This window comes from Xanthocytophaga flava (genome assembly GCF_030068545.1).
In the GTDB taxonomy this organism is placed as follows: domain Bacteria; phylum Bacteroidota; class Bacteroidia; order Cytophagales; family 172606-1; genus Xanthocytophaga; species Xanthocytophaga flava.
The window spans coordinates 378,671-391,349 of sequence record NZ_JASJOR010000004.1; the positions used below are offsets into that span (position 1 = coordinate 378,671).

The window sequence follows — 12,679 nt, forward strand, 5'->3', positions numbered from 1 at the left end:
TACTATTTGCTTAACTTATATACTTCACTTCCTGCCAAAAGAAAACACCCTAAGCCAAAATCTTCAAAGTTGGGTTCTTTTTCATAACTCAGTGGCTGTCCGTCTTTGGGTTCTTTGCCTGTACCCTGTACATAGCCCAGAAAACCATTGTCGTGCACACAATCTGTTGCCAGCGCATTCCAGGCTTTTGTAATAATAGGTTTGTAGGTTTTCTCATCCAGCAATCCTTTGCGAAGACCCCATGCCATTCCATACGTAAACAAAGCTGTTCCTGTCAGTTCTTTGCCTCCATAGTTGGTAGAATCATGCAGACTCACATTCCAGAATCCATCCTTTCGCTGAATAGGCACCAATGCTTTCATCATTTCCAGATACGTTTTCTGGTATTCTTCCCGATGAGGAGCATTGGCAGGCATGACATCCAATACCCGTACCAAAGCTGCCACTGCCCAGCCATTACCTCGTGACCAGTAACAATCCTGTCCGTTAGGTTCTGTATACGGAGGATCAAAATCCTTGTCCCGCCACCACAAACCATCAGCAGGATTGTATAGCCCTTTGTCACCCTGTATATTTTTGGAATGGTCATACATCTGGTACATTTTTTCATAATAGCGGGTATCATTATAGATCACACCGAGCTTTGCCATTACCGGCATAGCCATCTGCAAGGCATCAACCCAGGTCCAGTCGTCAAACTTACTACTATTTACCAGACTATCTATTGAAGCCTTAATATCCCGTATACGTTCTTCCTTTTTATCAATCAGATATAAATCAATGTACGTCTGGCCACAGCACTGGTTATCCGCATTTCGGGTTTTGATACCATCCCGTAATCCCCATTTGTGACTTTCACCCCAGGAAACAGCATAGTTGTAATAGTCTTTTTTAGGAGCAATCTGATACAAAGCCATTAGTCCTTCATAATATACCCCTCGTGTCCATATATTGCTTGGACGGGTACGATCCGGACTTACAATAGGCTTACCCGTATCCGGCCATTTTTTCATGAAGTAGGCATTGGCCACTGTCATGGATTTGAGTATCTTTTTCTTTTTAGGCAGATCCTGTCCAAAAGAATGTATACTAACAGCCAGAAATAAAAAAATAGCAATTTGAACTCTCGTATTCATAAAGAGATGTATTGATTAATAGATTGTAAGTCATTTAGGAATAGTCAATTGCTATCAGGCTTGATTACCTGCACCAGCGGGCTTACTGGTAAACTCTGTATTTCAATCGCATCTGGTTTTGCCGGATCAAATGCAGGTATATCCTCTTTCAAATACTGAGCGACTGGTAGTTTGGCGGCCTTTATTCCTACACAATATACTTTGCTATTTCGTAGACTCCATGTGTACTGAAGAGATTCACTATCACTATCACCTAGTGTGACATGTACACTGGCCTCTGGCAAAAATCCATATCCCAATACTTTCGAGTAAAGTGTAACCGGAGTAACCGGCAAGAATCCTTTTTCAACTTTACCCGAACCAAAATCAAACCGTACATGATATGAATCTTTACCAGACCCAGCGACATTCTGTGCGTTAGCCGCTACACTTATGCACAGAAATAGCCCTACCCACAAAGAGTCTCTTTGTATTTTCATAAAAGTAATTTGTTGTATGGACACACTCAAAATGGTATGGTGGCTCATCTGGCAGCTTTTAACTGCACCGAGCTATCATTAATTTCAAATGTATTCTTCTTCAACAAATGAATAATCTCTGCACCTGCCAATAAAACAGGTCCATATCCATGCGCTGCATATACGTTGATGGGACGATAGTAGTAGAAAGCAGGATCAAACCCCATTCCGGTTCCCACACAGGTTCCTTCCACCTGACCTTTCTCATTTACCTTTGTAGAGACTGCATTCCAGGCAAGCAAGGCCATAGGTGCATAGGCCAGAGAATCCAGCCATCCCCTGTTTATAGCTCTGGCAATCGAATAGGCATAGATAGCAGTTGCAGAAGTTTCCAGATAAGAATCTTCCCGGTCCAGCAACTGGTGCCAGAAGCCCACTCCCGACTGATAGGCAGCCAGACCTTTGGCATGTGCCTTCAGCAATTCTAAAATAGGGCCTCGCCCCGGATGATCTTCCGGTAATACATCCAGTAGCTCTACTTTGGTCATAATAGCCCAGCCATTGGCACGAGCCCAGTGAAATTCAGGATGTACAGTCATGCCTTCTACCCAACCATGCATGTATAATCCCTTTTCCTTATTGAACATTCGCTGAGAAAACTGCAATACCTGCTTTACTGCATCATCGTAATATTTTTTGTCACCAGTCAGCTTACCCATTTGCGCCAGAGCGGGAACACTCATAAACAGATCGTCCAGCCAGAGTGTATGCATCTGAGGTCTGTTTCGGGCTAGTGTTCCATCCGCTAAACGAAGTTCTTTGGTACTGATGTAATCTATGTAATTGTCTATCAATGAGCGCAGTTCTGCTTTATTGCCTGCTCTTACAGACTTGATCAGAGAGGCACACATAGCGCCTGCATCATCCAGTGCATGAGGGGTCAGTACAGACCGCAATGGACTTTGGGCTTGTGGATTCTTTTTAGCTAACTCACGAAAATGTGGGGTTATGTCAGCAATGAATTTCAGTCGTTTATTGGTATAGTCGGCGTATCTTGGGTCACCAGTAGCTTCTGTAGCCAGTAACATACCCGCATAGGTGACACCCCATTCATAACTAAGCAGCCTGAAATCACCTGGTTTTAAGATAGTTTCTGTATTGATCTTTTTATACTCTGTAACTACCTCATTGGTATTTTTCGTAACCAGTTGGATTGGGGTTGATCCTTCCAGGTATCCATGCACTCTATTCAATACAGTTGTGATGCTTTCAATGGTAGGTGAGCCATAGGGAACCGGATAATCTGGTTTTAACAGATGCAAAGGCGTGTTGGAATCGTTTCCTTTGGGTGGATTATTCTGTGCGGAGGTGGTATAAACAGTTCCCAGAAAAACTGAGAGCACAAATCCATTTTTTAATACCCGAAGCATCGGGTGAGTAGGGTTCAGACTTTTCATTCGGAGTAGAGGTCTAACATTCTTTCTACTCTTTATTAGACTGCATTATGGATTATTTACCAAGAGAATTGAGAGTATTTACAAAAATGTGGAATATTTTTTGATTGCTAATATTGTTTTTTCTCTAAACATCACTCTTCCTAAACTTCTACTTTTCTTTTGGACAAGCAAAAGAAAAGTAGGAAAAGAAAAAGACACCTTTCTCCGATCCTCCCACCTGTAAGGCCAAAGGCCAACCTCGCGGAGAAAATATTGCCAACGCACCTACACCACCATCTACGATTGAAGTAACCAAAACTCTCTTTATAACATACTTATTGTGAAATGTTTGTGCCAGTCTTTTGAAACTTCATAAGCATAATTGTATGCGTTTTTCGTTTTGACGTGAATTCTGTACAATATATAAATAGCACGTTGGTATTTTGCTATCTACTTCTGAAATATATCTGCGTATTTTCGGATAAAGTAGACGGGAGTGCAACTCCAGGCATGGCAGTAGCTATTTATAGGATAAAAGCCATAAGGGGAGATTTTGTCGTCAGAAGGGTCATAAACTTCCCAGAATGTATCAGCGCCTTTCCGGATCATACCACCCCAGTAAGTAAGCAAGGCTTGTTTAGCCATATCTGACAGACCGCTTTGAATCAGGGCTTCTATATAGTAGTGATACAGGTAAGGTCCTCCAGGTCGAACTACATCTTTTTCGGTCTGTAATTTCTTCAAGGCATTCCGGGCTTCGGATTTTGTAGCGACCCCGCTCAGAATCATCCAGATTTGCGAGGCATAAGATATCTGTCTGTTTGGTCCGCTTACAAATACTCCCATCTTCTTATCATACATTCGTTTTCTGGCACCATCTGTCATTTTTTTGATCATTTCGGGTAGTTCAGCTACTTCAGACTCTTTACCTAGTTGTTTTGCCAGTTCATAGGTATTCTTCATAGAATAAATGATAATACCCTGAATGGCAGCAGTTCTGTCCAGATCATTTTTCCAGTCCACAAATAACCACCATCTGTTTTTTGCAGCAGTTGCAGCATCAAATACACCATACGGATCCATGTATTTTTTAGGGTTCTCCATCTGTTTCTTTGCTATCGGCCACAAATCCAAGGCCGTTTCTTTATCATTAGTAGCCCTCAGGTATTCTTTGAGTGTCACATTATAAAGCAGTGAGTAATCAAACAGAAAAGGAGCGCCAGCTTGTGGATGGGGCTCAGGTGTTTCAAAAACGTTGGAATGCAGATACCCATCATTCTGAGCCAGACCAGCCAGCAGATACAGGCAACGTTTGGTCAGGTCAAAGTTCCGAAAAGAGTATTCATTGGCTAGTGACTCCAGATACAAATCACCAATCCATAACCGCCGATCTCGTTTAGGACCATCTTCATATACTGTTTGCATACATTCCTTTAACGTAAGCAACCCTACTTTATCAATAGCCGCAATCTGTTCAGAAGTACCAGAAGCCAGAGCGGAAGGCATTGCAGGAACAGATGTTGTGGCTTTACAAACCAAATCGCTGATACGAAAGTCAAAATAACTGGAGGCTCCCAACAATTCTATTTTCACATAACGAAAAGCCATTCTTCTGGGAATAGTAATGGTAGCAGGAACTTCCATTACAGTTATAACTTCATCCTGTAGCCATGCCCGACTCAAGCCTCCAGGATATGGATCAAAGGGAGTAGCTAATTCTGCTGGAACTTCGCCAAAAGTTAGTTTGAGACGAGCCGGAGCATCAGACGTCCCCCAGATTGCCTGCAGAGAAAAGCTTACATATCCAGTCAGGTGTTCACCAAAGTCGGCAACAACACCTGACCGTTTCTTGATAGAAGTTTGATAGAGTGTATCTAACGGAGCACTTTTAACAGCTTTCCATCCCTGAAATGCAGTTGCATCCTGAACCAGATTAACCAGGTAAAGAGGATGCTTTTCAGATTCAACAAGTTTGGGTTTGTACAGTTCCGCCTTTTGCAACCAACTCTGCCGTTCTGCCTGAAAAGCAATTTGTGCATTCCCACAAAAACTACTCAGTATAAAGCCAAAGAGATAAAAATATTGTTTCATCGTGAGAATCAGATAGAAGGTTCATATACACTAATCCCTTCCTTATCTCATGTGATATAAGATAAGGAAGGGGGTACATGTTAATTTGTATCCTTAAAGCATCCGGCTTGGAGTGATTTCCAGAAACTCTTTGTCATGATGGTATTTTTCCACACACTGATTATCAAAGATCATAGTAGCACCATTGGCTGGTGTGTATTTTTGCCATACAGGTAGGCCCTTGTGATTGGGATTGCCTGTCTTAGCAAAGTTGATCCAGGCCTGACTTACCTTTTGTGCCAGAGCTATAGCCTCTTTGCCTCCTCCGGTCATTTCCTCACAACGGCTGATATTATTAAAGGCAAAAGCGATTTCCATACAATGTACAGCCTTATACTCTCCATCCTGCACAGGCGATTGCCAGGTAAACAAATACATAAACACAGGAGCTTTACCTGTTGATTTCAAATCAGCCTGCTTGATAGCACCTCGTCTGAACATATCATCTATATCAATCAAGTCTGTTGGATGAGTGTCTGCTGGATAGGCTTTTTTTACAGCAGACAGGTAGGCATCTGTTTTTTCTCCATATTGCTTCTGTAAACGGTCTTTGATTTCATCCTGTGAAGCTGTTCGTAAAGAAGGGTCTCTTAATGAAGCCATAAATTCGTTTTTGGTAGATCCCACCATCAGCGGAATATCACTTGAGAGAGCTATTGCTTCAGGTGCAGTAGGCTGATAAGGCAAGAATGTTCCATCCTGAGTAGGCCCCCACCCCAAACCAAAGCCAGGAATTTCTTTGCCTTCTGCTTTTAGCTGTTCCTGCACTTTACGCAATGCCTTTTTGCCAGCAGCGGCCAGCTTATCATAGGGTACTTTCTGTATAGAGTCAATCTGTGTAGATTTTAATCCCAGTTCTTCAAGAACTGCTGCACTAATGCGTCCTGAAATAGACTTTTCCTTAAAGTTTAATCCACCCCCACCACTCTGAATAATAGCTTTGTGAAATAATCCTTTTGCAGAAGGAGCATTCATAAGTGTACTCACCTTTCCACCGCCTCCTGATTGACCAAATATGGTAACATTGTCAGGATCTCCACCAAAACGAGCAATATTGCCTTTTACCCATTGCAGTGCTGCTACCAGATCCATCATGCCTACATTGGCAGAAGATTTGTACTTTTCGCCATAGGCAGACAGGTCCAGAAATCCCAGGATATTCAGGCGATGGTTTACAGACACTACTACAACATCCCCTTTCTTACTAAGATTTTCTCCATCATAGGAAGGTAGTTCCTGAGAAGAACCCGCCGAATACCCTCCCCCATGTAGCCAAACCATAACCGGGCGTTTTTTGGTGTCATTGATACCCTGCGACCATATGTTTAATCGCAGACAATCTTCATTGGTATATCCCCAGTCGTGATGAAACAGGAATTCGCTTTCGTCGTTTACTGCTGTTGTAGGATCTATCAGTGGACAAACAGGACCATACGTCATAGAACTGCGTACACCTTCCCAGGATGCAGGTTTTACAGGAGGCATAAAGCGGGCAGCCTGTGCATAGGGAATTCCTTTGTACGTAAATATACCGTTGTGAATATATCCCCGTACTTTTCCATATTCTGTTTGTGCAACAGCAATTTTAGCTCCTGAAGTAATAGGATCTGGTGAAGGTGCAGGCTTTTGCGCTACACTATACATATACATGCTCTGTAAAAATATACAGAGTAGCAGAGTAAATGGTCTTTTCATAACAAACTAGTTAGGGGTTATAGGAAGGATTACAGGTACAGAAACCAATTATGAATATATTGGCTATTATTGTCACACAATGAGACAATAATACTAAACAGGAGATAAAACACCAAATTTTTGGATTACTTACAGTATAAATAGAATTTATTAATGATTCTATTTTTATGTACCCTTTACATTACCCATGAATAAGACACTATCTTTCCTCAGAAAATATAGTAAAAATTCAAAATTACCAGAATTTTGTAAGTACAACGAAGAAGAAACTTTCCAAAAGGGAATTATTCTGGCGCTGGTTGTGTAAAAGACAATAGAATCAGGTATACTTCTGAAACACTTATTCCATCAACCTTAATCACATACTTTTTTATTTTATGGAATCTCTTAAAGGAAAAACCGCATTAATTACCGGAGCAGGCAAAGGTCTGGGCAGAGCTGTAGCATTAGCCCTTGCGCATGAAGGTGTCAATCTGGCTTTGCTGGCTCGTACAGAATCTGATTTGCAGGAAGTAGCGTTAAAAGCTGCACATGTAGATAGTTCTATCAAGATTGCCACTACCACTGCTGATGTATCAGATTATGCAGCTATCAGTGCAGCCATTACCAGATTAAAAGAAGAAGTTGGTTCTATTGACATTCTGATTAACAATGCAGGAGTAGGTAAATTTGGCAAGTTTATGGATCTGGATGTGGATCAATGGGAAAATATAATTAAAGTAAACTTATTGGGAGCTTATTATGCCATCCGGAATGTACTGCCTGAAATGCAGCAACGTCAGAGTGGTGACATAGTAAATATCTCTTCTACAGCTGGTCAGCGGGGAGCAGCACAGACAAGTGCCTATAGTGCCTCCAAATTTGGCCTGATAGGCTTATCAGAGTCTCTGATGCAGGAAGTTCGTAAATCCAATATCCGGGTGTTTACTATGACTCCCAGTACGATTGCAACAGACATGGCAATGAGCCTGAATCTGACAGATGGCAATCCGGAAAAAGTATTACAACCGGAAGACTTTGCTGAACTACTGGTAGCTCATTTAAAACTTAATCGCCGGGCGTTGGTAAAAGATGTAGGTTTGTGGTCAACCAACCCTTAGCAAAGCCAGTAATCATTATTTTTCAGATATACATTGTCAATCAATTTTTTACTACAATCTACTCTATGGAATACAGATCACTCGGAGCATCCGGATTAAAAGTTCCAGTCCTTAGTTTGGGAACCGCAACCTTTGGTGGTGGCAATGATTTTTTTAAGGCCTGGGGCAGCACACAGGTAGCCGAAGCATCCCGCATGGTAGACCTTTGCCTGGATGCTGGGTTAACAATGTTTGATACCGCTAATGTTTACTCTGCAGGTATGGCGGAGGAAATTTTGGGCAAAGCTATTGAAGGACGTAGAAATCAGGTGTTAATCTCGACAAAAGCTACCTTTCAGATGAGCAATAACCCCAATGATCGTGGGTCATCAAGACATCATCTGATAAAAGCATGTGAAGATAGTCTGAAACGGTTACAAACTGACTACATAGATATTTACCATCTGCATGGCTTTGACAATACAACGCCTATAGAAGAATCGTTGAGTGCTCTCAATACTCTGGTGCAAAGTGGTAAGATCAGATATATTGCCTGTTCCAACTTTTCCGGATGGCAACTGATGAAAGCTCTTTCTATTTCTGAACGTTATGGATGGGCACGCTATGTAGCCCATCAGGCGCATTATTCGCTGTTAAGCCGTGAGTTTGAATGGGAGCTCCTGCCATTGGGCTTGGATCAAAATGTAGGGACTATTGTATGGAGCCCGTTGTCATTTGGTCGGTTAGGTGGTAAATACCGTCGTAACAATCCACTACCAGCCGATAGCCGGGTAGCACAGGGTGGTGACCAGGGTCCACTTCCGTCTGAAGAACTATTGTATAAAATTGTGGATGCCCTGGATGAGGTAGCTCAAGAAACCGGGAAGACTGTAGCCCAGGTAGCGCTGAACTGGTTGTTGCAACGTCCAACAATCAGCAACATCATCATTGGAGCCAGAAATGAAGAACAACTCAAACAGAACTTTGGTGCAGTAGGCTGGAATCTGACTACTGAACAAGTGAAGAAGCTGGATGCTGCCAGTGACAGAGATCCGATTTATCCTTACTGGCATCAGCGTGATTTCCCGTATCTCAGACCTGTACCTGACTTTTATAAAAAATAAATCACCGATTGCAATCAAAAGCCCTGACAACACAAATCGTCAGGGCTTTTCTATTTCCAACACCAACCAGAAAACTTTATACCTGCTGAAAATCTTCGCTTTTAGGCAATTCGCTCAACCTTTGTATAAACTCTTCAGGCAACACGGTTAACTTTCGTTTTACTACATCCATCCAGGCTCCATCTACATGTATAGTGGCTGCTTTTACTCCGTCCGAACGATACATATGCTGTGTAAATGACCACCGGGACATATCTGCATTGGACTTTGTGACAAAAGTCTCTATGGAAATGGATTCATTCAGACCTACTTCCCGGAAGTAGATTAGTTCTTCTCTGAACAGAATGGGACCAATTTTCAGAGAAGAAAATGTTTTATAATCCAGTCCACATTGATTCAGTAACTCTACCCTTGCCTGAGCTGCAAAATCAGCATAGGCAGAATGACGTAAATGCATGTTCGCATCAATCTGCGACCATAACACATTACTCTTAAAAATATTTTCCACGTTAACTAACTGACGGTTAATAGTTTGTAAACAAATAAAGATTCGTATGAATAAACATAAAAAGTATCAGAGACCTTGCCAGAGATAGTATGCGCGACTACTATCTTCCAAAACCAATATTAACAGATATTTCGTTCACTTACTACCCTGATGCTATGCTTTTCTCTGGTTTTTATAACAAACTATACCCCAACTAAATAGCTAAAAAATAAAATACTCTCAGAGGAATCCTTCTGAGAGTATTCATTACTACCGGAAACATGTTTCTTGGTTTACATTACACTACCTAGCTCATTACATATGTCCACTCTTGGCCTTTCAGTAAGGGATGTGGTCCCTGTAACATATTATCGCCAATCTGTAAGGTCAGATCACTAAATTCGACATCAACAATCCGGGGTTCAATCGTAAACTCAAAATAGTTTTCTTCCGGATTGGCTATCTCAAAAACAGAATAACGATCCGGCCAGAACTCATGAATAAGTGCTATACTAAGAGGTTCTGCTGTATCAAATACAATAACCCCATGCGCATCACTACTTCCTTCCAGTACCATTCCCGAACGAGTCTGTAATTGACAATACACACTGCGAACTACCATTTTATTGGGATCACTAATCTGAATCACCAGTTGCTTTTGTGTTTTCTTAGAAGAACTAACCAGTATAAAGTCTTTCTCTGGCTTTGGCGTATTATTTAGGACCAAATGCCCTCCTTTTTGTTCCCATTTGCCATTGGCTATTCTGTCAATCATGCCATAACTGTAAAAAAACTCAAATGTGAAGTCAGGCTTGATCCATAAGCCTGAACCTACTTCCATTGCACCTTGCAAATAATATTCTCCAGTTTTCATAGATAGGGTAAAAATGGTTTATGTTTCGATTTTATTATTTATGCTTCCAGCTGAAAAGGAAGGTCATACTCTTTTATAACAGGTTTGGAACTACGGGTTTTTACAACTACACGTGCTTTCAGTATATCGCCTATCACCAGATAGTTCTTAATATACTGATCCTGATGCACCATCCACGAATGATCCTCCAGTAAATAATCTGTAACACCAGCTTTGGAAGCCTGATATGCCCAGCGTTCTACGGCCAGCGGTTCATAGTTGAGAATATGCCCCAGCCAGTAGACCTGAATTCAGGCAATGACTTATTTCCCAGCTCTGTGCAGCTTTCTACCACGATTTTTAAAGAAGAGTTATCTTCCAGGTCTCTGACAGACCATTCATCCACTAATGTTTTTACGTTTGACATAGATGTAAGTAGTAAGCTGTAAAATAGATTAAGTAGGATGCAGGTGTTTCCTGCCTTTGTTTTTCCGTGTTTGTTTTTTTGTAATCTGCTAGCTCTTCTGCTTTACAGATTACATAGTTTCATAGTTGTCTTACCATTTTCAATAAGTATATCAGGCATTATATACTGACATCATTGTTCTTGTTATCAGTTGATACATATCCTTCCAGGCCTGTTCGGTTTCCATATCCCATCTATCTTCCAGACGTTGCTTCATCATCCATACTAGCGAATCACCTACAATGGCATAGTGCTCTGGTCTGGCCCCATATCGTATATGTCGTTTAGCCAGTTCCTCAAGCTCATGTGTCACTTTATCACTATACTGAATGCTGCGCACCAATAGTGTCATCATGCTGGTAAACTTCCGGGCTTGCAGTTCTATATCATTCCGAAAAAATGTATGCAGAAAGGGGGCTTCTTCAAAAAGTTTCTGATAAAACAGTTCTCCCGCTTCCTGTGATTGTACCATCACAGCACTCCACGAATTTTTAATAATCAATATCTGCCTGTCTGTCATCATCGTACAATAAGTAATAATCGTATAGTTACATTTTGCTTCTCCCACTCCTCTCTGAACTTATACTATGGAACTCTGATTTACACCAGTGTCACCGAAATTTTACAAGCCTTCTCGCCATTGGCAGCCTGATAATGGCGCACCTGTATCAGTGTTTTTTCACCATAGTGTGCACTAATCCCCTTGATGATCCCCACACCCAGACTGCTCAGGTGTCTCCGGGAAGAATAATCAATTACTACTTCCCGCTGGTTTACACGTGTACAAAGCAACTCCGGAGGTGTAGCATTACGATCACTATGACGTACCGCTTTATGCATGGTATTTTCTGTATGCTCCAACACATCCAGCGTTCTCCATTCCGGACGAATCATTCCACTATATATTTTGAATAAATCTGCTACGATAAACTGCCCAAAATCTTCCAGTATCTGCTCTACCGACTTTTGCTGATTGCCAGCAATCCCCGAAATCAGCGAGATTAGTTCCTGGTCCGGATAAATCTGGGTTGGCAGATAGATCTTCTTTTCTAATCCTTGTGTATTCAGAAGAGCCAGCCATGCTGAAGGGCCTGATCGATCTCTAAGGTATTTTTGTAACTGATTAAAAATGATTCCGTGCATTTGAGTGAGTGTCTGGTAATTGTTTTGTATGTGATTAAACTAAAAGGTGGTATAGAAGTAATTCAGGAAGCAATGGCATACCGCATACCTTCTACTTCTTCATATATATTTTTCAGATCTTCGAGTCGTAATGGTTTTTCCAGAATTTTCCATACACCAGATTTCTCCATTTGAAACGCCATTTCTGGTTCAGGATAGGTGCTGGACAGCACTACTACCTGACATTGCTTTTCTATCAGTCCAGGTAAAGCCTTTATTTTTTCAATAAACTCAAGTCCACTCATCAATGGCAGGTGTAGATCCACAAAAATCAGTTCGGGTAATAACTCACCTACATATTGATTACAGGTTAGGTAGTCTAATGCAGCAAAACAATTGTCATATACCAACTGCTTTCCCTGAAACTCAGAAAGCTTTAATAACCGAGTATGAATAAAAGTATCAATCGGATTGTCGTCAATAAACATAATAGTCTGACAGAAAGAAGTATACGTTTTAAAGATCATCTGGATGAAGGATTTGGGGTAATAATTGAAAATGGTTGCATGGTTGTTTACTTTTAAGAGAAAGTATGATTAACTGTATCAATATTGACAATGCAAACATATCACACTCCTGAAGATCAACCTATTATTAAGGGTATACAGCAAGTGAACAACTAGCAAAACCAGG

At 41.3% G+C, this 12,679-nt stretch carries 14 protein-coding genes; 2 read left to right on the forward strand and 12 right to left on the reverse strand.

Annotated elements, in window-relative coordinates; all coding sequences use genetic code 11:
• Nucleotides 1–2 precede the first annotated feature (2 nt).
• The 5 genes from QNI15_RS08705 to QNI15_RS08725 form a co-directional block, all read right to left on the reverse strand.
• Nucleotides 3–1,136, reverse strand: coding sequence for a glycoside hydrolase family 88/105 protein (locus QNI15_RS08705; RefSeq protein WP_314031412.1), 1,134 nt, complete (start codon nt 1,134–1,136; stop codon nt 3–5).
• Between the two features lie 44 nt (nt 1,137–1,180).
• Nucleotides 1,181–1,615 carry a hypothetical protein gene (locus tag QNI15_RS08710; protein WP_314031413.1) on the reverse strand — a complete coding sequence of 145 codons (435 nt, stop codon included), beginning with the start codon at nt 1,613–1,615 and terminating at the stop codon, nt 1,181–1,183.
• A gap of 44 nt (nt 1,616–1,659) precedes the next feature.
• Nucleotides 1,660–3,051, reverse strand: a complete 1,392-nt coding sequence (locus QNI15_RS08715; protein ID WP_314031415.1) for a glycoside hydrolase family 88/105 protein — start codon at nt 3,049–3,051, stop codon at nt 1,660–1,662.
• 429 nt (nt 3,052–3,480) lie between these two features.
• A complete protein-coding gene (locus QNI15_RS08720; protein WP_314031416.1) occupies nt 3,481–5,121 on the reverse strand; it encodes an alpha-L-rhamnosidase-related protein in 1,641 nt (546 codons plus the stop codon).
• 93 nt (nt 5,122–5,214) lie between these two features.
• Nucleotides 5,215–6,855: a carboxylesterase/lipase family protein gene (locus QNI15_RS08725; protein ID WP_314002316.1), complete on the reverse strand. Its 1,641-nt coding sequence runs from the start codon at nt 6,853–6,855 to the stop codon at nt 5,215–5,217.
• Nucleotides 6,856–7,232: 377 nt separating this feature from the next.
• Here QNI15_RS08725 and QNI15_RS08730 point away from each other — a divergent pair, with 377 nt between their 5' ends.
• Together QNI15_RS08730 and QNI15_RS08735 are read left to right on the forward strand one after the other, a co-directional pair.
• Complete coding sequence (locus QNI15_RS08730; RefSeq protein WP_313975920.1) at nt 7,233–7,955, forward strand: 3-ketoacyl-ACP reductase; 723 nt, start codon at nt 7,233–7,235, stop codon at nt 7,953–7,955.
• A 65-nt stretch (nt 7,956–8,020) separates the two neighbouring features.
• The gene (locus QNI15_RS08735) at nt 8,021–9,058 is read left to right on the forward strand and encodes an aldo/keto reductase (RefSeq protein ID WP_313975918.1); all 1,038 of its coding nucleotides are present in this window, start codon (nt 8,021–8,023) and stop codon (nt 9,056–9,058) included.
• Between the two features lie 76 nt (nt 9,059–9,134).
• On the opposite strand, the gene QNI15_RS08740 is transcribed toward QNI15_RS08735, so the two are convergent.
• The 7 genes from QNI15_RS08740 to QNI15_RS08770 form a co-directional block, all read right to left on the reverse strand.
• Nucleotides 9,135–9,566, reverse strand: coding sequence for an acyl-CoA thioesterase (locus tag QNI15_RS08740; RefSeq protein WP_314002318.1), 432 nt, complete (start codon nt 9,564–9,566; stop codon nt 9,135–9,137).
• Nucleotides 9,567–9,852: 286 nt separating this feature from the next.
• On the reverse strand, nt 9,853–10,419 hold the full coding sequence (locus QNI15_RS08745) for a hypothetical protein (RefSeq protein ID WP_314002320.1): 567 nt from the start codon (nt 10,417–10,419) through the stop codon (nt 9,853–9,855).
• 38 nt (nt 10,420–10,457) lie between these two features.
• Nucleotides 10,458–10,592, reverse strand: a complete 135-nt coding sequence (locus tag QNI15_RS08750; RefSeq protein ID WP_314002322.1) for a hypothetical protein — start codon at nt 10,590–10,592, stop codon at nt 10,458–10,460.
• 65 nt (nt 10,593–10,657) lie between these two features.
• A complete protein-coding gene (locus QNI15_RS08755; RefSeq protein WP_314002324.1) occupies nt 10,658–10,825 on the reverse strand; it encodes a hypothetical protein in 168 nt (55 codons plus the stop codon).
• Nucleotides 10,826–10,976: 151 nt separating this feature from the next.
• Nucleotides 10,977–11,387, reverse strand: coding sequence for a globin domain-containing protein (locus tag QNI15_RS08760; RefSeq protein WP_314002326.1), 411 nt, complete (start codon nt 11,385–11,387; stop codon nt 10,977–10,979).
• 77 nt (nt 11,388–11,464) lie between these two features.
• A complete protein-coding gene (locus tag QNI15_RS08765) occupies nt 11,465–12,007 on the reverse strand; it encodes a heme NO-binding domain-containing protein (protein ID WP_314002328.1) in 543 nt (180 codons plus the stop codon).
• Nucleotides 12,008–12,069: 62 nt separating this feature from the next.
• Nucleotides 12,070–12,513 (reverse strand): response regulator, encoded by a 444-nt coding sequence (locus tag QNI15_RS08770; RefSeq protein WP_314002330.1) that lies wholly within the window; start codon nt 12,511–12,513, stop codon nt 12,070–12,072.
• Nucleotides 12,514–12,679 lie beyond the last annotated feature (166 nt).

What these genes read in the sequence shown, in the direction of transcription:
- QNI15_RS08705 (WP_314031412.1), bottom strand. Translation starts at nt 1,136, where the DNA reads ATGAATACGAGAGTTCAAATTGCTATTTTTTTATTTCTGGCTGTTAGT.
- QNI15_RS08710 (WP_314031413.1), bottom strand. Translation starts at nt 1,615, where the DNA reads ATGAAAATACAAAGAGACTCTTTGTGGGTAGGGCTATTTCTGTGCATA.
- QNI15_RS08715 (WP_314031415.1), bottom strand. Translation starts at nt 3,051, where the DNA reads ATGAAAAGTCTGAACCCTACTCACCCGATGCTTCGGGTATTAAAAAAT.
- QNI15_RS08720 (WP_314031416.1), bottom strand. Translation starts at nt 5,121, where the DNA reads ATGAAACAATATTTTTATCTCTTTGGCTTTATACTGAGTAGTTTTTGT.
- QNI15_RS08725 (WP_314002316.1), bottom strand. Translation starts at nt 6,855, where the DNA reads ATGAAAAGACCATTTACTCTGCTACTCTGTATATTTTTACAGAGCATG.
- QNI15_RS08730 (WP_313975920.1), top strand. Translation starts at nt 7,233, where the DNA reads ATGGAATCTCTTAAAGGAAAAACCGCATTAATTACCGGAGCAGGCAAA.
- QNI15_RS08735 (WP_313975918.1), top strand. Translation starts at nt 8,021, where the DNA reads ATGGAATACAGATCACTCGGAGCATCCGGATTAAAAGTTCCAGTCCTT.
- QNI15_RS08745 (WP_314002320.1), bottom strand. Translation starts at nt 10,419, where the DNA reads ATGAAAACTGGAGAATATTATTTGCAAGGTGCAATGGAAGTAGGTTCA.
- QNI15_RS08750 (WP_314002322.1), bottom strand. Translation starts at nt 10,592, where the DNA reads ATGGTGCATCAGGATCAGTATATTAAGAACTATCTGGTGATAGGCGAT.
- QNI15_RS08755 (WP_314002324.1), bottom strand. Translation starts at nt 10,825, where the DNA reads ATGTCAAACGTAAAAACATTAGTGGATGAATGGTCTGTCAGAGACCTG.
- QNI15_RS08760 (WP_314002326.1), bottom strand. Translation starts at nt 11,387, where the DNA reads ATGATGACAGACAGGCAGATATTGATTATTAAAAATTCGTGGAGTGCT.
- QNI15_RS08765 (WP_314002328.1), bottom strand. Translation starts at nt 12,007, where the DNA reads ATGCACGGAATCATTTTTAATCAGTTACAAAAATACCTTAGAGATCGA.
- QNI15_RS08770 (WP_314002330.1), bottom strand. Translation starts at nt 12,513, where the DNA reads ATGATCTTTAAAACGTATACTTCTTTCTGTCAGACTATTATGTTTATT.